Annotated in this window: 16 protein-coding genes; 8 read left to right on the plus strand and 8 right to left on the minus strand. The window is 42.1% G+C overall.

The window, feature by feature from the left end; translation table 11 throughout:
• Nucleotides 1-202: 202 nt before the first annotated feature.
• From F8S12_RS07985 to F8S12_RS08010, 6 genes are all read left to right on the plus strand, one after another.
• Nucleotides 203-556, plus strand: coding sequence for a hypothetical protein (locus F8S12_RS07985; protein ID WP_196515778.1), 354 nt, complete (start codon nt 203-205; stop codon nt 554-556).
• 237 nt (nt 557-793) lie between these two features.
• Nucleotides 794-1,237 carry a retroviral-like aspartic protease family protein gene (locus F8S12_RS07990; RefSeq protein ID WP_196515779.1) on the plus strand — a complete coding sequence of 148 codons (444 nt, stop codon included), beginning with the start codon at nt 794-796 and terminating at the stop codon, nt 1,235-1,237.
• Nucleotides 1,238-1,558: 321 nt separating this feature from the next.
• Nucleotides 1,559-2,017, plus strand: a complete 459-nt coding sequence (locus F8S12_RS07995; RefSeq protein WP_196515780.1) for a tetratricopeptide repeat protein — start codon at nt 1,559-1,561, stop codon at nt 2,015-2,017.
• Complete coding sequence (locus F8S12_RS08000; protein ID WP_196515781.1) at nt 2,014-5,067, plus strand: tetratricopeptide repeat protein; 3,054 nt, start codon at nt 2,014-2,016, stop codon at nt 5,065-5,067. Before F8S12_RS07995 ends, F8S12_RS08000 begins: the two co-directional genes overlap by 4 nt.
• A gap of 82 nt (nt 5,068-5,149) precedes the next feature.
• Nucleotides 5,150-5,536 carry a hypothetical protein gene (locus F8S12_RS08005; protein ID WP_196515782.1) on the plus strand — a complete coding sequence of 129 codons (387 nt, stop codon included), beginning with the start codon at nt 5,150-5,152 and terminating at the stop codon, nt 5,534-5,536.
• Nucleotides 5,536-6,807 (plus strand): hypothetical protein, encoded by a 1,272-nt coding sequence (locus F8S12_RS08010; RefSeq protein ID WP_196515783.1) that lies wholly within the window; start codon nt 5,536-5,538, stop codon nt 6,805-6,807. The genes F8S12_RS08005 and F8S12_RS08010 overlap by 1 nt, the downstream gene beginning before the upstream one ends.
• Nucleotides 6,808-6,867: 60 nt before the next feature.
• On the opposite strand, the gene F8S12_RS08015 is transcribed toward F8S12_RS08010, so the two are convergent.
• The 8 genes from F8S12_RS08015 to F8S12_RS08050 all read right to left on the minus strand — a co-directional run bounded on the left by F8S12_RS08015 (nt 6,868) and on the right by F8S12_RS08050 (nt 18,534).
• On the minus strand, nt 6,868-8,730 hold the full coding sequence (locus F8S12_RS08015) for an ABC transporter ATP-binding protein (RefSeq protein WP_196515784.1): 1,863 nt from the start codon (nt 8,728-8,730) through the stop codon (nt 6,868-6,870).
• A gap of 91 nt (nt 8,731-8,821) precedes the next feature.
• Nucleotides 8,822-9,871, minus strand: coding sequence for an aliphatic sulfonate ABC transporter substrate-binding protein (locus F8S12_RS08020; RefSeq protein WP_196515785.1), 1,050 nt, complete (start codon nt 9,869-9,871; stop codon nt 8,822-8,824).
• A gap of 52 nt (nt 9,872-9,923) precedes the next feature.
• Nucleotides 9,924-10,922, minus strand: a complete 999-nt coding sequence (locus F8S12_RS08025) for an aldo/keto reductase (RefSeq protein WP_196515786.1) — start codon at nt 10,920-10,922, stop codon at nt 9,924-9,926.
• A gap of 290 nt (nt 10,923-11,212) precedes the next feature.
• Nucleotides 11,213-11,881, minus strand: coding sequence for an alpha/beta fold hydrolase (locus F8S12_RS08030; RefSeq protein ID WP_196515787.1), 669 nt, complete (start codon nt 11,879-11,881; stop codon nt 11,213-11,215).
• A gap of 298 nt (nt 11,882-12,179) precedes the next feature.
• On the minus strand, nt 12,180-13,718 hold the full coding sequence (locus tag F8S12_RS08035) for an amidohydrolase family protein (protein WP_196515788.1): 1,539 nt from the start codon (nt 13,716-13,718) through the stop codon (nt 12,180-12,182).
• 260 nt (nt 13,719-13,978) lie between these two features.
• A complete protein-coding gene (locus tag F8S12_RS08040) occupies nt 13,979-15,343 on the minus strand; it encodes an LLM class flavin-dependent oxidoreductase (RefSeq protein WP_196515789.1) in 1,365 nt (454 codons plus the stop codon).
• Between the two features lie 28 nt (nt 15,344-15,371).
• Nucleotides 15,372-16,193 (minus strand): class I SAM-dependent methyltransferase, encoded by an 822-nt coding sequence (locus F8S12_RS08045; RefSeq protein ID WP_196515790.1) that lies wholly within the window; start codon nt 16,191-16,193, stop codon nt 15,372-15,374.
• A 517-nt stretch (nt 16,194-16,710) separates the two neighbouring features.
• Nucleotides 16,711-18,534, minus strand: coding sequence for an iron uptake porin (locus tag F8S12_RS08050; RefSeq protein WP_196515791.1), 1,824 nt, complete (start codon nt 18,532-18,534; stop codon nt 16,711-16,713).
• A gap of 1,043 nt (nt 18,535-19,577) precedes the next feature.
• Here F8S12_RS08050 and ssuC point away from each other — a divergent pair.
• Complete coding sequence (gene ssuC / locus F8S12_RS08055) at nt 19,578-20,405, plus strand: aliphatic sulfonate ABC transporter permease SsuC (protein ID WP_196515792.1); 828 nt, start codon at nt 19,578-19,580, stop codon at nt 20,403-20,405.
• Nucleotides 20,406-20,524: 119 nt separating this feature from the next.
• Nucleotides 20,525-21,292, plus strand: a complete 768-nt coding sequence (locus tag F8S12_RS08060; RefSeq protein ID WP_196515793.1) for an ATP-binding cassette domain-containing protein — start codon at nt 20,525-20,527, stop codon at nt 21,290-21,292.
• The last annotated feature ends 219 nt before the right edge of the window (nt 21,293-21,511 follow it).

The following is a 21,511-nucleotide window of genomic DNA, read 5'->3' on the forward strand; positions in this document are numbered from 1 at the left end:
AATTCGGGCAGTCGTTTATTGAATTCGGGCAACCCCCAAGAATTTACATAAAGCCATTCAATATATTTATGAGAAAAAAATCAATTTATCCTGAATAATGCGGGTGTCAATTAACCCTAATTCTGTCTATCGTAGTACTGTACAGTTCAGGCTAGAAGTCAGTTTTTATCCTGGTGTATTATTAATAATAGGAAAGTCATTTATGTCACGTCCAAAACGCGGGTCTAAAGTACTTGATAGAGCGCAGCGTCGGATTGCGGCTTTGAAATCGATTAATCCCACCTTAGACTTAGGCAATGGGGTAACTATTAACTCCTTTGCAGCTGCCATCAAAACAACGCAAGACAAGTTAGAAGTATATAACTCCAGCCTCTCCACCGTGGATATGACTCAGGGAGCCTTAGAATTTGCCGAAAAGTCGCTGATGGAACTAACAGAACATATGTTAGTCAGTGTAGCTGCAAAGTATGGCAAGAATAGCGATGAGTACAAAATGGCAGGGGGAGTTCGTCGAAGCGATCGCAAGCGTCCGGTGCGAAAGCCTGCTGTTGCTTAATAAATTTTGGTTTTACCCCACCCTAACCATTTTCTTGTTTCCCCCCTTGATAAGCTACGGTGTACACACAAATCCTAAAAACCTAACTTGATAAGGCTTTCCTCGTTCTTGGGCTGCCGCCTGGGAATGGATTCATTGAGTCTCTGGCTCAATGTCTAACTGGAGGCAGCAGCCCCTAATTAGCCATTCCCATGCAGAGCATGGGAACGAGAGAACAATCTCTTATAGGAAAATGATATGACAAATAGCAAAAGTGAAAAAATGGGCAAAGTAACTACCACAATTACTATTACTAACCAAATTGACCAAACTCTCGCAGAAAGAGGATTTATTCCCACAGAACAAATACGCTCAATTACTTTACATGATGTTTTAGTTGACACAGGTGCAACAAGGCTGTGCTTGCCTAAAAATATTATTCTTGATTTGGGATTGCCTCTGCAAGGAGAAGTAGATATAAAAATAGCTACAGGAGTGCAAAAAGCTCGGGTTTTTAAAATGTTGAATCTTTCAGTTGAGGGAAGAGAAGGGACATTCAATTGTATTGAATTACCAGAAGGTTCAGATCCGTTATTGGGATTAATACCTTTAGAAGATTTAGGATTAGAACCCGATTTACAAAATCAGAAATTGCGAGTTTTGCCAGTGGAAGGAAAAGATACTTATTTAATGGTTTTGTAATGGAAATCGTACAAACTACCAGTAACGCCTTCCTCGTTCCTGGGCTGCCGCCTGGGAATGCATTCATTGAGTCTCTGGCTCAATGTCTGACTGGAGGCAGCAGCCCCTAATTAGCCATTCCCATGCAGAGCATGGGAACGAGAAATGGTTTTGTAATGGAAATTGTACAGAGTACCAGTAACGCCTTCTAGTTGCTTTGTTTGGTGATTTTAGCAATAGACATTATTATTTTTGTAATAATTATCCCAAATGGATTTTATAACAGCCTCTTACTTAGCCAAGAAGTTATAATATCAATCAAATATTGGACTTTAGGCAATAATGCCAAATACTAGCGTGGCAAGTTTACTAAAGCAAGGACACAACCAACTTGATCAAGGAGAGTACCAAGCAGCTTTACAGATTTTTCAGCAAGCTGCTGTACTGGAACCGCAAAACCCCCAAATAAGTTATGGGTTGGGTCTAACTTGTTATCGTCTGGAACAATACCACGAGTCCATTGAATACCTAAACCAAGCTTTGAGAATTCAGCCAAACTACATTTTGGCGCTAGTAAGGCGAGGATTGGCTTACCAAAAAATTGACCAAGGGCAGCAAGCACAAGCAGATTTTGAGCAAGCGATCGCACTTACCTCCCAAGATTCAGAAGACTGGCAAGGTAGAGGAATTGCATTAAATGAATTACAACGCCACGAAGAAGGTGTTGCATCTTACGACCAAGTACTGAAATTTAAACCAAACGATGATTTAGCTTGGAACTACTGGGGGTATGCACTGTGAAATTTGGGACGCTACGAAATTGGGCTTGGAAGATCCGGGCGATTGTGCTGGAGTCTTTGAAACGCTACGAAGAAGCTGTTGCATCTTACGACAAAGCCATTGAATTTAAACCAGACAACAATTCGGCTTGGTACAACCGGGGGAATGCACTGGTGTATTTAGAACGCTACGAAGAAGCTGTTGCATCTTACGACAAAGCCATTGAATTTAAACCAGACAACAATTCGGCTTGGTACAACCGGGGGATTGTGCTGGTGTATTTAGAACGCTACGAAGAAGCGATTGCATCTTACGACAAAGCCATTGAATTTAAACCAGACAAGGATTTGGCTTGGTACAACCGGGGGATTGTGCTCTCGGATTTGGGACGCTACGAAGAAGCGATTGCATCTTACGACAAAGCTATTGAATTTAAACCAGACTACGATTCGGCTTGGTATCTCCGGGGGACTGTGCTGGTGTATTTAGAACGCTACAAAGAAGCTGTTGCATCTTTCGACAAAACTATTGAATTTAAACCAGACTACGATTCGGCTTGGTACAACCGGGGGATTGTGCTGGTGTGTTTAGAACGCTACGAAGAAGCGATTGCATCTTTCGACAAAGCTATTGAATTTAAACCAGACTACGATTCGGCTTGGTATCTCCGGGGGACTGTGCTGGTGTATTTAGAACGCTACAAAGAAGCTGTTGCATCTTTCGACAAAACTATTGAATTTAAACCAGACTACGATTCGGCTTGGTATCTCCGGGGGATTGTGCTGGGGTCTTTAGAACGCTACAAAGAAGCTGTTGCATCTTTCGACAAAACTATTGAATTTAAACCAGACAACGATTCGGCTTGGTACAACCAGGGGATTGCGCTCTCGGATTTGGGACGCTATGAAGAAGCTGTTGCATCTTTTGACCAAGCCATTAAATTTAAACCAGACAACGATTCGGCTTGGTATCTCCGGGGGCTTGCGCTCTCGGATTTAGAACGCTATGAAGAAGCTGTTGCATCTTTCGACCAAGCCATTAAATTTAAACCAGACAACGATTCGGCTTGGTACAACCGGGGGCTTGCGCTCTCGGATTTAGAACGCTACGAAGAAGCTGTTGCATCTTTCGACCAAGCCATTGAATTTAAACCAGATAAGCATGAAGCTTTGGTTAACAAAGGAAATGTACTCGTTAAGTTAAAGCGAGATACAGAAGCCATTGAATTTTATAATCTCGCTCTTAACTGTATAGATCCTCAGTGGTGGAAAGCTTGGAATAAGAATCAGAGTTTAGCAAACATATCTCCTCTAAGTGAGGAAGCTGCTGTAAAAACTTCGGTAGAGATACTAGCACCTAACGAGCAACAAACTAGCATCACATTGCATCTTGAAAAAGGGAAACAGTTTCAATATTACATGATGCAACAACCAAGTTTTTTCTCAGATTTATCTAAAGCAAAAAAAAGCTATGAAGAAGCCCTTGAGTTCCTGACGTTTGATAAGTATCCAGAGGAAAACTTGCAATTCTTACAAGAATTGCTGAAAGTATATTCATCGGATAACCCTGAAGAATTCCAGAAAAATTTGGAGAAAGGGACTCAGCAGTTAGAAGAATTATTGAACAGAGAACCCAAATCAGAGCAAGAGAAAATAACCCTAGACAGCAAATTAGCGGCTTTTAATCAAATGCGGGTAGATATCCTTGCACAGTCAAAAGCTCCAGAGAAACACATAGAAGCTTTAGAAACAGCAGAGGTACGCAAGAATACTTGCCTTGCTTGGCTGAGGGAAGGTTCAATTTATCAACCGCCTACTGGGTTTAACTTTAAACAGACGGAAAAACTACTTAATCCCAAAACTGCGGCAATTTACTGGCATCTCAGCCCTATTGCTATCACTACTTTCATTATCAAACATAATGAACCCCTAAAAATCCTGTTACCACAATTACCAAGCGAATCACAAAAGGGAGGCTATAGCCCTTATTTTTATCAGCTTCAGCGTTTTGAAAGCTGGATGCAGCGATGGAAAAAGTCTTATCAGGATTACTGTAAACCTTACACAGATAAAGAAACGACTCCTTGGCGGGAAAATATGAAATCTATGTTGGAAACTCTTGGTGAAATTCTAGAAATTAAGCGCATTGTTCAAGAGAATCTCCAAGATGTTGATAACTTGATACTCATTCCCCACCGGGAATTACACCTATTACCCCTAGATTACCTATTTAAGGATAGAGATTTTATCATTACTTACTTACCAAGTTTTCAGATTGGCTTGCAGTTGTTGGAATCGACATCAAACAGCGAAAATACTGATAGCCAAAAACTTATGAATATAGAAATGCCTTCAAAGAACTTGGTATTTACACAAATTCAATCTGATGCTCTTTACCACCTATATCCAAAGTATGGTAAATTGCCAGAGCCGCCTATAACAAAAACTAACTTGCTCGAAGCTTTAAAAGAGTATGAAGGTTACTTTCACTTTACAGGACATGGCTATCACATTTTAGAAAACCCGATAGAATCAGCTTTGGAGCTAGCAGACACAGAAAAATTAACTTTGGGTGACATTTTTGATTGTCCAGAATTAGACTTACGAAAGTATCAACTAATTTGTCTTTCTGCTTGCGAAACTGGGATCACTAGCCAGGAATTCAGCAAAGAGAGGATAATCGATGAATATGTTGGTTTAGTAAGTGGGTTTCTTGCCAAGGGAGCAAACTACGTTGTTAGTACCCTGTGGAAAGTGGATGAACGTTCCACTGTTTTACTCATAATTAGATTTTACCAGTTACTCAAGAAGCAAAAACAAACCCCTACTATAGCACTGGGACAAGCAAAAGATTGGCTACGTAAGTTAACCTATAAAGATTTAGCTAAGTGGTATAGAGACTTAGCCAAGGAATTGAATAAACTCCAATCGAGAGACTATCTGGAAACAGAAGCGAAAATGATTGAAAAAGACATAAAAAATTTGAATAAGGAATCTACCGAACTTCCTTATGCTCATCCTTATTATTCGGCTGGCTTTATTTTAACTGGTAAACCAAGTACAACAGGGTAAAAGGAGCCAGTTTGTTGGAAAGCCAGCGCTTTTTACCTATTTTAGATGTTAGCTTTATTTCCTTTACCCCCTATTCCATCCTATGCTTGACCCACTACAAACAGTTACCCTCCGCGCCTTTTTAACAGCTTTGGTAGAATTAGATTCTCCTTTACCAACAGCTTTACAGCACGAAATCAACAAAGTTGGTGAAATGCTTGCAAACGCACAAAAGGATGATGCTCTTGACCGCTTGATAGAATTGGCAGAAAACGACTGTCTTAATGAGTCTTACTGGAATGCGCGAATGAATATTCAGACGCAATATAAAAGTCAAGAACTTGACAAATACGATAAACCCGGTGAGCAGAATCAACCTACAAAACCCGTAGAACATATTGAAAATATTGCGCTCCCCATTCTTCAAGCTGCTGATTCCAGCGCTGAAGCTAAGAAGCACAAGTCAGAAATTATCCCAAAAGATTCTTAATGTGTAAAATAGAGTATCCCACCCTAAACTTATTCATTTATAATCTTGCAGATGATTCGAGCAATGAGCAAGATTATTGGTTAAAACTGCCAGAACAACTTAAACAAAAGGGATTCTCAACTAAACCCAACGACGAAGATCCACAACGCCTTGATTTCTGGGACACAATTTCAGCTGCTGTTGATGGTTCTTACAGTCAAGCGAATTTTGATGATACTAACTGCCTACGCTATAGCTGCTCTGTCGATCAGCCAGTTGAATTATCTAATATTGAGCATACGTTAACTCAAATCAAAGATTTAGCTCTTTTACCAAAAATTGGAGATTTAGCCCCTGGAAGACTTTCAGAAAATGGCTATTTAGGACAAACTTGGATGATATCAGGCTGGACAATCACAGCTAATAACCCAATTCCTGAAGCAAACGCTCATCAAGCTTACAAAGCCTTAATTCCACAAGGACACCAACATCAAAATTTAGGAGAATTTTTAGGCGCTACAGTCTATGAAATGTGGCGTGGTGAAGGGCGTTGGGACAAAATTGAAAAAGACAGTCATGTAATAGTTGTTTTTTATCCTGATGAACTTACATTTAAAAATGCTAGTAATTATTACAACACATGGAGATACTTGTTTTATTGTAGACATAAAATCCTTTGGGCTTATGAACAGGGACGGGAACTAAAATTAAGGCTGTTGGAGAAATATAAGCATGGTTTAATAGACCAGAAGAGTTTAGAAAGTTTATCAAACAAAGGATTGCAAGAGCTAAAAAGCGAATTGCAAAAAAATATTAATACTATATTTTATTACGTCCAAGATATAAACCTCCTGCAAACTCAACAGCATACAGTTGAAGTTAATGAGCGTAACTACGAAAAATACTTTAAAGAAATTTTTACAAACGATAAATTTTTAGAAGAATTCAGCAAGATAGTCAAAGAGAAATATCAGGTACAATTAGAAAAAGACTATCTCGGTCTAAATCCAGGATTAGCAATATTAGAAAACTTGACCGCTACAATTCGCGGGATGGTGGAGATAAAGCAAGCAGAGCGCGATCAAAACCTCAACACTAATATTGCTATTGTAGGTATTGGACTAGCAACAAGCCAGATTGCATCCTCTGTCATTATCGCTCAACAAACCCCACCTAAAGATATTCCTTTCTACCAAACACAAGCTTTTTGGTACAGTATTGGCACTGGTGCGATCGCCAGCCTTGTTTTCTGGATTATTCTAACTAAAATCCTACCCCGGCTTCGTCGTTAAATTCAGCCGCGTCACAAATAATTCTCCATCAATAATTTTATAACGTTCAGTTCAGAAATACTAATTAGACTCACGTTGCTTGATCAATTTTTTTTCCTCTCCTTGTTCTGCTTCTACAGGTAAGAATCCACCTGCTTGCATTTTCCATAACCTGTAGTAAGCACCACGGCGTGCCAGCAGTTTGGTATGAGTGCCATCTTCGACAATGCGACCTTTGTCAAATACCAAAATGCGGTCTAGATGTGCGATCGTAGATAATCGATGAGCTACTACGATGACCGTTTTCCCATCCATCACTGAATCTAAAGTATCTTGGATCGCTTTTTCGGTGATGGAATCGAGGCTAGAAGTGGCTTCATCCAAAATTAGGATCGGTGCATCTTTGAGAATCACCCGTGCGATCGCAATTCGCTGTCTTTGTCCCCCAGAAAGTTTGACACCGCGTTCACCTACCAAAGAATCATAACCTTCTTTAATCTGCGCGATAAAATCGTGAGCATAGGCCTGGCGTGCCGCCTCGACCACTTCCTCGTCGGTGGCATCTATTCGTCCATAACGAATATTTTCTATCAATGTCCGATGGAACAGAGACGGATCTTGAGGAATTAAGCTGATTTGGGAGTGTAGGGCATCTTGCGTCATATCTTGAATATCTACCCCATCAATCAAAATCTGTCCCGATTGCGGATCGAACAGACGCAAAATTAAATTGACGAAGCTGGATTTTCCAGAACCAGAGAAGCCAACCAGTCCGACACGCTGGCCTGGTTGAATGGTGATAGAAAGATTATCGAAAACTTTCTTCCCAAGGGAGTAGCTAAAATTCACTTGGCGAAACTCAATTTGTCCTTGGGTGATTGAATGAGCGATCGCATTATCCCGATCAATGATCTCGTGGGGTTGAATGATAGTCGAGATACCATTGGTAATATTGCCGATATGTTCAAAAAATTCTAGAAGGCGTCGGCTCAAATTGCGGGCTTCACTGATGATCAACAGCGATAGGCTAGTTGCCACAACAAAGTCAGCAGTGGCAATTAGTCCTTGACTCCAAAGGGAAAGCGAGTAATAGAGAGTGCCGATTTTCAAAACGGCTGCTGAGATAAACTGAAACCAGCGAATTCGCTCCGAGTACCAGTTGGACTCTCTTACCTTTTTGAGTTCGCCCCTTAATTGGTCATTCAAATAGCCTCGTTCAAAACCCAATCGAGCAAACAGTCGGCTACTACTGAGATTTGTTACTGCGTCTACGATGATACCAGTTGTCTCACTTCTTGCTGCTGCTGCCTTCCGGGAATAAATTCGGCAGCGAGTTGCCAGCCAGAAAGAAATACTGATGAAAAGAACTGCCCACACACCCACAAATGCAGCCAGGGGAGGATAGACGCGATACAGTAAAATCGTGGAGACAATATAGACAATGATTACTGGCATAAATTCAGTAATCAGCATTTGCATTGTTTGGGTAACACCCAAAGAAGTTTCGCCGATGCGATGTGCTAATGACCCAGCAAAACTGCTGCTCAGGTAGCGATGGGAATGATGCTGTAAGTAGGCATATAGAGAGCGGACGATGTGCTGTCGGTGGATTGGATGAAGGATTGTCTGCAAGAGTCCAGCCGATCGCCCGAATACCACTTCACCCAAACTCAAGGCGGTGAACAACATCAGGGGTTGGCTCACGGTATCAAAAATCTGCTTACTGTCACCTGGCGATCGCGTCACGCTCCGAATGATCTCACCAATGGCATAGGGTAACATGATGCCGCAGGTTGCGTGTATTACCTCCAGAATCACCATTGCCACGTACCACCACCGGAAATGACTGACAAAATGACAAATGAACCTGAAGGTCGTATCAGGCAAGTTGGGCGCATCGGCAGCACGTTGAAAGTATTGGGATTTTCTGGATTTTTTCGTCATGAAAGTCGCTCTTGAAGCATCATATTATACCAATTGGTAATTCGTAATTCGTAATTCGTAATTAAGAAGCTTTCGTTTGCTTAATGAACTACTAGACCATAATTTCTGGCGGTGTGATTGCCGCATACAAATCAGGCGCAAGTAACGCATCTTGAATGTTGATTTTCTTAGGGATAACACCCTCCTTAAAGAATAAATCTGCTACACGCTGTTGTTCTGCTATCAGTGCAGGACTTAAGCCTCTGCGTCCGGCGAAAGTGCGACGAGACATTACCTTATCAGCCACATCCTCATCAAGCTTTTGTGTTACGATCATTAATTTTTTCACTTCATCTCGATTCGCTTCTGCCCACTTATCAAGAGCATGAAGTTCTTCAATGATAATTTTGAGTAAGCCAGGGTTTTCTTCGGCAAACTTCCTCTCAGCAATATAGTAGCCTCCAGGAGAATCTAGTCCAACAGAGTCTCTGAGGACGCGGATTCGACCCATTTTTTCAGCGATCGCATAGTGCGGATCTCCTGTCATCCAAACGGGAATTCTCCCTTCGAGAAACGCACCCCGCGCCTCGATAGTCGCCATATTTTTGATTTTAATATCTTTGATGGTCAAGCCAATAGACTGCAAAGCTCTGAGAATAAAATAGTGCGATGCCGAGCCTTTTTGAAAATATACTTCTTGCCCCTTGATATCCTCAAATTTCTGAAGGGGAGACTCTGGAGGTACAGCAATCACGCTATTTCTTCCTGTTCTTTCAGTTCTTTGTGTACCAACGACATAAACCAGGTCAGATCCGGCTACTTGGGCAAAAATTGGTGGCGTTTCTCCTACTGATCCTACGTCAACTCTTTTCGCAGCCATGCCTTCCATGAGTTGAGGCCCTTGGACAAATTGCGCCCATTCCACCTTGATCCCCAGTGGCTCCAGGCGTTTCTCTAAAACTTGCCGATTTCTGAACAGATCCCCCGCACTCTGATAACCCATGCGGAGAACTTTAGTTTTTATACCAAGGGAAATCGAATTGACAGTAGTACTTGCTACATTCAGTTGGCTTTGTTGGTTACAACTTCCCAACAAATATGCCATAGAAAAACCGCCCAGACTAGATGTAGCAACATTTAGGAAACGACGGCGTTTAATCATAGCTGTTTGATAAATAAAATAGTTTGGATTGCAAAGGTTAAAATTTACAAAACTAACGCAGAGAATCTCCCCTGCGATATTCGGCGGTGATGTCGTCTAGCTTTTGTTTCAAACTGTCGTCGAGTTTTAGTTCTACAGCCTTGAGAGTGTCAACAAGTTGTTCTGGACGACTAGCACCAATAATCGGAGCGGTAATTATCGGATTAGCCAGCACCCAAGCCACGGCTAGGGTAGTGAGTGACAATCCAGCGAATTCTGCCACTGAGCGTAATTCCTCGACAGTATTGAACTCGCGATCGCGCCAGTAGCGTTCTTGATAACGTTCTGCGGCAGCCCCCAGAGTAAAACGAGTGCCTGCGGTGGGGCCTTGAGTGAGGCTATGTTTGCCAGTGAGTAGACCACCTGCCAAGGGATTGTAAGGAATTACACCTAGTCCTTCTTCTTTGGCTAAGGGTAGTAGTTCTCGCTCAATTTCGCGGAACAACAAATTGTAGCGGGGCTGAATCGAAACAAAACGAGTTAAATTCCGCACATCGGCGCGACCCAAGGCGCGAGCGAGTCGGTAAGCTAAGAAATTAGAAACCCCGATGTAGCGTACCTTGCCAGCACGAACTACTGTATCTAATGCTTCTAAGGTTTCATCGAGAGGAGTTGAGGCATCGTCAGAGTGCAATTGGTACAAGTCAACATAATCAGTTCCCAGTCTTTTTAGGGAAGCATCGATCGCATCAAGAATATGTTTGCGCGAAGCACCCTGATCCCAAGGCGCAGTCCCGACTCGTCCCACGCACTTAGTAGCTATGATAAAATGTTCGCGTTTGCCTTTGAGCCAGCGCCCAATAATTTCTTCAGTGCTTCCAGCAGTAGGCAGTCCACCACCAAGGGGATAAACGTCGGCTGTATCGAGAAAGTTGATGCCAGCATCGGCTGCGGTGTCGAGGATGTACCTGGAAGTTTCTTCGTCTGTCTGCAAGCCGAAGGTCATAGTACCAAGACAGAGACGGGAAACGGTTAATCCAGTTTGACCGAGTTTAGTGGTTGGTAATGTCATGTTAGAAGAGGAAAGGAATTCTTAGAGGTTGTTTGAAAAGTGTTTTGCGGTGACTTTAGGTACTTTTAGATCCCCCCTAACCCCCCTTAAAAAAGGGGGGAACCGGAATCAAAGTCCCCCAATTTATCGGGGGATTTAGGGGGATCTAAAACTTTTGATACCGACAAGAGGACTTTTCAAACATCCTCTTATACCAATTTGAAAAATGATTGCGACAGATAGATAGAGAAAACCCAGATACACTAAGTGGTTTTCAATCCAAAATCTAAAATCTAAAATCCAAAATGGTATTAGGCTACTACAGATGCTTGACGACGGCTCTGTGAAATTAGCCATTGTTGCAGTTTCGGGTCACTGTAAACTTCATCGGCAATAAAATGATCGCCTTCAGGTAGTACAGTAAAATCTACTGTTCCCCCCAGACCGCGCAAGGTATCGACAATCTGCTGTGTATCTTCAATCGGTAGTTTTTCGTCTTTGCCACCTTGGAATATTTGAATAGGAATTTCTTTGAGTGCAGCTAGTTGGCTTGCTTCTAATGTTTTGGGTACACGCCCTGAGACTGCTACAAGACCAGCAAAGCGATCAGGGTGAGAAGCAGCGATATGCCATGCTCCAGCCGTACCTAAGCTGAATCCAGATAAGATAACACGGGACGGATTGATGGGTTGGGAAGCGATGAGATCATCGAGCAAAGCAATCACATCTGATTCTCGATCTACCCAGGTTTGTCCTTCAGGCAACTGGGGAGCAGCAAAGATATAAGGTAAGGAAGTGGACGAATCTACAAAACGAGGTAAACCCCATTTTAGCAGCACATTTATATCTGTACCGCGATCGCGTGCGCCGTGTAGAAATAACACCAAGGGCGCGGATTGGTTAATATTGTCTGAGATAGGCGAGAGGAGATAAGGCAAAGAACCATTACTGCTATTAAAAGAGCGGTGTTCGACGGACATAGTTGTGACTCCTAAAGTTTGGGGAGTGGAGAGTATGGATAAAGATGCAGGTCGATGCAACAAAGATGCAGACCGATGCAACAAAGGTGCAGGTCAGAAGAAGGGGATGTAGAGGAGCAAGGAAGTTATACCCTGATCTCCTCTTACAGCAGTTTTCATCTATTTAGACCACACATTTCTTTCTTTGCGCGGCAGTCGCTACAACGGGGGGAACCCCCGCAACGCGCTGCCTTGCCTTTGCGCCTTTGCGTGAGATAAAAAAGATGTGGTTCATTTACCTGAAAATAGCTGTAATCTATTACGCCGTTACCAAACTCTTATCTGCTTGTGGAGATTCGATGTTACCTACCTTAGATTCAACCGCCGTACCCTTGAAGAAATCGGGATTGGCTTGAGTATAGAACTTGTAAGGATTATTAAATACATAAGCCTTAAAGTCGGCTTCAGAAATCACACCTTCTTGCACCAAATCCCAGCTTTCCGCTAGTGGGTCAGTCAAATCTGGCACATCCCAGTGACCAACATCTGAGGAATAAATGGCGTTGATTTTCACACCCAAGGGATTGGCTTTGTCGTTGAATGCAGCTGCGATGGTGCGGTCATCGGACTCGGAACCAAAGAAGAAACTGTTTACCCAGCGATCGCGGATGTCTTCAATTGTTTCAATCCCGGCGGCGGCAAAGTCTTCCAGTTCGCTACCAACGGGTGAGCGGCTATGACGGTTGAAGGAAGAACCCAGTACACTCTTAGTCAATTCCTCTTTGGTGAGGGAATATCCTTGAGTAATTTCGCCACCAAATCGCTCAAACAACTCGAACAACTCATCAGAATTTGTCAGTTCTGGGTTGTAGTTTTGCAGTCCCTTGAGACTGCGCTTGGAGAAACGATCTACTAAATGAATGTAGACGTGTGCGCCCCAATCTGCACCACCTTCAAGCATACCTACGCGCAACTGTGGAAAACGTTTGGTAACACCACCGAAGAACAACGCCTTGGCAACTGCTTGTGAGCCATCGCCAAAGTGACCGATATGGTTGTTCATGTAGTTACTGATGGAGGAGCGTCCAGTCCAACCTTGACTGCCGTAATGGGTAGTAACGGGTACACCTAATTCAACAGCCTTCGCCCAGAATGGATCGTAGTCGTATTCACTATCCAATCCGTAGAAGTCAATGTAAGAGGCATACTTGGCGATTTCAGGGTATTGATCTGCTGGATATTTATCAGCGATCGCCTTAATTGGTCGTTTCACACCACCAGGGATATTTGCCACCTTCAGTCCCAGTGTTTTCACTGCAAACTCTAACTCCTCAACGGCTTCTTGAGGATTACCCATTGGGATGCCAGCTACAGGTGTCAGGCGATCGCTATATTTCCGGTACAAGTCAGCATGATAGTGATTAACCGCCCGTTGCAGTGCTTGACGGTTCTCTTTACTTGCTCCAGCCGGTGCCAAAACATTATTCGGAAACAGTACCGAATAATCAGATCCCTGCTCCGCTTGACGCTCATAGAACAGTTCAGGCAAAGTGTAAGTAGCAAGATCCAAAGTATTGCGGGTAACTCTAGCCCACCAAGGCGATCGAATTGTGCGGTTGTACTGCCGTTCTTCTGGAGTCTGTTGATACCAGTCTTTACCATTGCTCTTGGAATTGAGACGAGAATCTTCCGCCTTGCGTAATTCATCTACGAGTTTCGAGCCACCGTATTTAGCAATGTAATCCTCAAGCGCCGGAGTAAAATCATTAGTATGAACATCAGTGTCAATTATCGGATAATTGAGATTTGCTTTGATTGCAGCTGAGCGGGAAGTTTTCAATCTGCTATATTCAGTCATGTTTTTTTCCTTTAAAAAATTGCAAACAAGTCAGAACGCAAAAGACTAAAAGTATTAACAAAAACTTTAGATATGGGTATAAAGCTCATTAATATCTCTGCGCCTCTGCGTGATGCCAGGTGCTTCAAGTCGGGGAACCCGCCCAGCGCACTGGCTCCTCTGCGTGAGAAAAATCATCTCGAAAATATGCAGCACCCAGGCGGTGATCTGCAAAAGATCCGCTTTAAAAGATATGGTTTAACCATCCGTAAAAAATTAACCTACACCAACACCAGTCTCTCATCCACTTGTTTAACGGCAAATTGATTACCCGGACGACGCAGCCCCAGGTTTTCCCGCAAGGTAGTACCTTCGTATTCAGTACGGAACAATCCGCGTTTCTGGAGGATGGGAACAACTAAGTTAACGAAATCATCTAATCCTGTGGGCAAGATGGGCGGCATGATATTAAAGCCATCAGCTGCACCATTGTTAAACCATTCCTCTAACTGGTCAGCAATACTTTCAGGAGTACCAAGGATAGTACGATGACCCCTAGCAGTAGCAAGAGCGAGATATAACTGGCGCAGCGTCAGAGTGCCACGAGTAGCTAAATCCTTGACTAATTTCAGACGACTCTTATTAGTATTGGTATCACTGGGTAGTTCGGGAGCTAGATCATCTAAGGAATATTTCGTCAAATCAACACCTTTGTAATAGTTCCTTAAAATCTCCCAAGCTACATCAGGATGAATCAACGATTGCAGAAACTCGTATTTTTCTTGGGCTTCTTCTTCAGTCCGCCCAATAATGGGGAAAGCCCCAGGCATGATTTTCAGATCGTCTGGAGAGCGTCCATATTTCGCCAACCTACCTTTGACATCAGCGTAAAATTCCTGGGCATCGGCTAGAGTTTGATTGGCAGTAAAAATCACCTCAGCAGTACGCGCAGCTAAATCCCGTCCAGCTTCCGATGCTCCAGCCTGCACAATCACCGGATAACCTTGAGGTGGACGACCAACATTCAAGGGGCCTTTGACAGAAAAATGTTTACCCTTGTGGTTGAGTGTATGTAGTTTATTAGAGTCAAAATAGATACCAGATTCTCTGTCACGGATGAAAGCATCATCTTCCCAGCTATCCCACAGTCCTTTGACCACTTCCACAAACTCTTCCGCCCGTTCATAACGTTGGCTATGTTCCGGGTGATGCTCAAGACCGAAATTACGTGCGGCATTCTCGTTACCCGTGGTGACAACATTCCACCCCGCCCGGCCTTTACTCAAGTGATCCAGCGAGGCAAACTTACGTGCCAGGGTGTAAGGTTCTTCATAAGTAGTCGAGGCGGTAGAAATGAAGCCAATGTTTTGAGTTACAGAGGACAAAGCCGAGAAGAGTGTCACTGGCTCGAAATGGACAAGTTTACCATTGCGTCTCTGCGTTTCGGGATCACCACCCCAAACTCCTGGACTGTCCGCCAGAAAAACTGCATCAAATAAGCCACGTTCAGCAGTCTGGGTAATTTCTTTGTAATGCTCGAAATTAAAACCCGCATCTATTTCTGCATCTGGATGTCGCCAAGCAGAAACATGATGTCCAGTGGCTTGAATAAATGCACCTAAACGAAACTTGCGTGTTTTACTCATCTTTGTATATAGCTAAATAGCATCCAAATTAATGTTTCCAAACTACTTGGATTGTTGCTGTGAGTTCTTCTGTAAAGTGACCAGAAGGCTCAACTGCTAGTAATGCTTCTTTGATATCTGCTTCAAATTCTTCGGCTTTGTCGCCATAGAAAATTTTCAGAGAAAAGGCTGTAGTGTATAAGTAGCCAAGATAGCTAGAGACTGTCCAAGATTTTTCAAATGGCACTTCATATAATTCTTGGCGAGCAAATTTTGAATTGGCAATTACGACTTCGTGGGGAGGATCAACTGGTTTACGAATGCCTTGTCCTCGTTGTCCAGTTCGTCGCTCCTCACCTAACCATTTTTTCACTACTTCTATGGCAGCTTGTTTCCAAGGTAAAGAACTTATCCAAGGATTATCACCTGTATTGAGCAGTGCTACAGCCCCATCATCTGTTAGCAATTCATAAAGGCTCTCAAGTACGAGTTCGCGTTCCATCCAGTGGAAGGCTCTGCCAATGGTAGCTAGTTTAAATGTTCCCAAACTAGGGTTAATTAATTCTGCTCCTTGTTCTAGCCAAGTGATATTGCTTGCTTTTACAGCTGCTGCTTGACGTTGCGCTTCCTTGAGCATATCCGGGTCGGGATCAATAGCAACTACTTCTTGAAATTTGCTGCTAAGGGGAATGGCAATTAAACCTGGCCCAGTACCCAAATCAAGAAGTCTTCCTTGACCATTGAGATTAAATATTTCAGTTAGTTTGTCAAATACAGCAGGTGAGTATTTGGTTCTGTATTGAGCATAGACTTCAGCTGCACCCTCAAATAATGTTGGGTCGTAGGTAGGAAGTGTTTTCAGTTGGGTCATAAGTTGGTTTTTTGCTGAATCAATCTTGATTTGAGTACTGGGGATTAGGCATTGGGAAAATTATTCTGAATATTTCCCTAGTCTCTGTTGCTAAGGTTCTTACCAAGTTTGTTTGAACCATTTAGAACATTGATAGGGTGTTTCAGTACTACTTGCATCAGGTACACGATTAATCTTTGCCCTATCAACATTTTTCTGTAGCTCTGGCTAAGTAGTCAGTTGGTAAATGAAACGCTGTAGTTTATTTCTTGCAAACTACAATAACTTGATTGGTTTACCGTAGGTTGTTCATGTAACAAAGCTTCACACACTTCTGAGAAAAATGCAAGTACTACTTAACACAAGTTTGCTCTCTCAAGATAGGAGGGCTGAAGTGAGTGTTGGAAATAGTCACCTCTGTCTGCGACACGCTGCGCGAACGCAGAGAAGTGCGGGCGTAGATGCAGCACTTGAGTAAAAACTAGCGAGTAAAATTCAGGAGTCACACTTCGACTGCTCTTAAAGTTGCTTCGCTAAACTAAAACCGATAGACGCTACGAACCCAGGCAAATAAACTATCAGGATTGCTGACATTTGAATCTGGTGCAGTCACCCAGATAAAACCCGGCGTAATTTCAATATTGTTAGCGATTTTATATTGGTAGAATCCTTCAATATGCAAGGAAGTATCTCTGTCTGCTTGTCCTAAGCCTGCTCCCAAATTTACATTATTGCTGAGACTGGTAAGTTTTGGTGCCATACCCACAAACAATCCCCCTAGACTTCCTTTTTTCCCAAGATCCGGGAATGCCAGTCCCACAGCCCAATCCATAGCTTGTCCATCGCCGCGCCCCAAATAGCGGTGTGCAGCATAACTTACCCAACCATTGATAGCGAACTTGGGACTAAGTTGATAAAAAGCTTGAATACCATAAAGATTAGCCACTGTTCCCGTTCCAGGCACAGTGCTATTTACCAAGTTACTCCCAGCTGCTGGCCCGAAGTTGGTTCCACTTTGACCTACGGCGTTTGGTGGGCTATAGGTATTGACGTAAGTTAGAGCCGCCCGAAAATTCTTCTGAGGACTGGTATATAGTATCTGCCCTAAAGCTAAATATCGCCCTGTAAATAAGCCATTATTTAGTGCAGGACTGTTAGAATTAGGTGCGCTATACGCTACTCCAAGTTGGAACTGGTTATTTAATTTTTGGAGTATCGCAATTCCGCCGCCGTTATCTCCATATTGATAGACTAAAGCTCGTCGTGAAAATCGTGAAATTCCATTAGAACCAGTTGCTAAACTACTTTCAAAATATGGGTTAATGGGAACAGTAAAGCCTAGCTCATTAGCTCCATCAGATAAGGCATAAATGTTGATTTGAGTATTTGGAGTAGCTGGAAACCGGTAACGCACACCATTAAGAGAAAAATCATTGCGTGGTCTTGTAATATTGGCGTTATCAGCAGTTCTACCATCATAAGTACCTAATAATCCGGCTCCTGTTTGCCCCAATGATTCAATACTTCCACCTCCCAGTGTTATGCCTAGTGAATCTTTACCTGTAAAGCTGGCATTTAATCGCAAAGTCAATGCATCTTGGAGTGTTACTGTGCGGGGTGCTGCTTGCCTAGTTACAACGTTATCACCCGCTAGAAGTGAGCCAAGGACAATCTGCGCTCGGCCTGTAAGTTTAACTGTAGTGGAAAATTGTTGTGATTCGAGGATTGCTACCCTTGTATCTACTGCATCAACTCGTCCTCGTAGTGTAGCCAATTCTGGTGAAAATTCTTGTTGTAGCTTTTTGATTGTATCTAAGTCTTCTCGTTTGACTAAATCTGCTGTAGAACTGGTGATTATTTCATTGAGGCGATCTAATGCTACATTTAAGCCAGAGGCAAATTCATGGCGGGTAAGAGCGCGATCGCCTTTGAATGTACCATCTGTATAACCTGCGATCGCTCCATAGCGTTCCACCAAAGATTGTAATGCTCGAAATGCCCAGTCTGTCGGTTTTATATCCGATAATTGGGACACAGAATTAACCTGACTCGCTGCTGAATTTTTATCTCTTGGTTTAGATGTATTTGATCGCCTATTTACTGGCGACAAAATATCTGAGAGAGGTGTCATCTGATTTAACAGGTAATTATTATCTTGTTTATCTTTTGGAACAGTCTCCTGAGTCTGCTCAGGAGTATCTTTAATAGGAGATAAAATCAATGAATCTGTAGATTCAGAAGATGCAGAAGATTCGGGGGTATTCGCCCAGCTTATTGCTGGATTCAGCACGAGAAGACCTAGCGCATCTAGCAGGGCAATAAAAAGCACTACCCATTGAAAATTCCAACGAAATTTAAACATGGCTCCTCAACCCTAAAAATAACTCTCTTGGTTTAAAATGAAACAACAAAGTTGTAAGAAAAAAGTCAGCAAGAACTTAGCTGTGCTATTTACGACAGAGGGAAAACTCTCTCTGTCGATACCAGCTCAGTAGTCTGTCAAGCTTAAATTGATGGATTAGCAAGTTCGTATTTACTAAATACAAACCCTCGAAACTAACGTGACGAAGTTAGTGGTGTGCTTCATTAGTTCTGATGGCGATCAAATCCCCTGACTTCTCAAAGAAATGGGGATCTCACACCTCTGCGTAGCAACTATACAAAGCGTTTCTGGTGATTATAGTTACTTTTTATTAGCCTACATCGGTTGAATAGACGTAGGTAGGTAATTTCACCTTGAATAACTTTGAATAGCTATTTATGCTAAAATAATACGGCAGATCCATCAAGTTATAGTAGTTTATATAAAAACCGATGAAAATGCAAGTTAATTTCCGAATTTGGTATACAGGTGTAGAAGTATAAGAATATAGAGGTTGATTAAATGTGATTATTTTGTTGGTTTAATTTACCTCCCCACTCTCGACATACGCAAGTAAATTCAAAAACCAAAGCAAATTACTATACTATATTCAGTAGTAACTTGTGTTGCCCACTACAACTATCTTCGTGAATAAGTGCAAAAATTATAGTATGACCATACCTTTGTCAATCACTTAACTGATGGTGATAGTGACGCACCTATCATGAATGATGCGCTTACCTTTGATTTTCCAGACTTGCTTAAAGAAGGTAGTAGCTAAAAAAGGAATATTCCCTACTCCCTGTTCTTGGGAGTTGCTTTTTACTTAATTTCGTGTAAGATGTTTTTAATCTACGGTAATTTGCTCGATATATAGTAGTTTAGAGAAGAAATCCCAAACGATAAGGTAATTTTTTGCGTTTATTCTCCATTGCTTTCTGTCCCTGTCTCGGTAAAACAAACATACATATAGCAATCCTATTCAGTCCTATTGACGAAATAGCCGTTAATGAGAACTTCATAAAACAACTAATTGGTAGCTTATGACTATTACTCTGAAAAAGACTAAAAGCAGCGAAAAATCCCTAAAAGCAATATACAACAACAAATTCACTGATCAAATCATCCCTTGGATAGTGCCTTTTACAGTGCTAGTACTTTGGGAAATTGCTTCTAGAACTGGTTTACTTTCTAGCCGAATTCTTCCAGCACCAAGTAGCGTAGTTTTTACGGCATTTAAGTTAGCCTCAACTGGAGAGCTTTTCCAACACATGGGAATCAGTGCCGCACGCGCTATATCTGGTTTTATCGTTGGCGGCGGAATTGGCTTTATTTTGGGATTAGTCACTGGGCTTTCTCGCATTGGAGAACAATTGTTAGATAGTTCCTTACAAATGCTGCGTACTATTCCCAACTTGGCTTTAATTCCCCTAGTAATTTTATGGTTTGGAATTGGTGATCAAGCTAGATTATTTCTAGTTTCTATAGGTGTATTTTTCCCGATTTATCTTAATACCTATCATGGAATTCGTAGTGTAGATCCTGAACTCATTGAAATGGGCAGAGTTTATGGCTTAAAAACATCGCAGCTTTTGTGGCAAATTGTTTTTCCAGGAGCTTTGTCTTCAATTTTGATTGGTGTCCGCTTTTCTTTGGGTATTATGTGGCTATCGTTAATTGTAGCCGAACAAATTGCAGCAGATTCCGGCATTGGTTATATGGCAATGAACGCCCGTGAGTTTATGCAAACAGACGTTGTGGTGTTAAGTATTGTCATCTATGCACTGTTAGGTAAACTAGCAAATTCCATCGCCAAAGCTTTAGAAAACAAATTTTTATCATGGAATCCCAACTACACATCTGCTGGTTAAAAGCTCAGGTAAAAAGTTAAACGTCTGGTGAAGTTTTTACCTTTATTAATTCATTGTAAAAACTCCAAATTCTCACTACCTAAATAACTCAAAAATATCTAAAAAAAGGAAAAAAATACATGGTTTCAAATATACAAGGTTCACAACTAAATATTTTGGGTTTAAGCAAAGTTTTTGGAAATAAAACTGTCTTAAGCTCATTAAATCTAGAAGTAGCACCAGGAGAATTTATTGCTATTGTGGGGCGTAGTGGTTGCGGTAAAAGTACGTTACTGCGCTTAGTGTCTGGGTTAGATAAACCCACTACAGGCGGCATATTATTAGATGGAGAACCACTACGTAAGCTTAGTCAATCTGTAAGAGTGATGTTTCAAGACCCCCGGTTACTACCTTGGAAAAATGTGATAGATAATGTGGGTCTGGGTTTGCAAGAAAATTGGCGTGTAAAAGCTGCGCGGGTATTAGAACAAGTAGGACTTAAAGATAGAGCTGGTGAATGGCCATATGTACTATCTGGAGGGCAACGACAAAGAGTAGCATTGGCCAGAGCCTTGGTGAGTCAACCACAACTATTACTACTTGATGAACCTTTAGGAGCATTAGATGCGTTAACTCGCTTAGAAATGCAATATTTAATTGAAGATTTATGGCAACAGAGAGGCTTTACGGCCTTTTTAGTCACCCATGATGTAGAAGAAGCTGTGGCGCTGGCAGACAGAGTAATAGTAATTGAAAAAGGACGGGTTGCGTTAGATTTACCTGTAAGATTGTCGCGTCCACGAGACAGAGCTAGTGAAGTATTTGTAAATATCAGAGAAGCAGTACTAGAACAAGTTATGAAAAATGAAGACACTCACGCACATAAATTATTGCAAATGAGTCATTAATATTCTAGCTTTGAGTGGATATCTCATCTACTAAATTAACAAAACCCTAACTATCAAGGGTGGCAATGAGAGTTAAAAAGAGAGATGTTCACTTAGGTTTTTTGTGCCATTACCAAGAGGCAGGGGAGCAGTTCTTGCAGGGAGCCGGGGGGAAAGATACGCTCATTTCCCCTGCACTCATGGTTTCAGAGCAAATAAATTTATTTATGCCCAAAAGCA

Source organism: Nostoc sp. WHI, from assembly GCF_015714725.1.
GTDB lineage: Bacteria > Cyanobacteriota > Cyanobacteriia > Cyanobacteriales > Nostocaceae > Nostoc.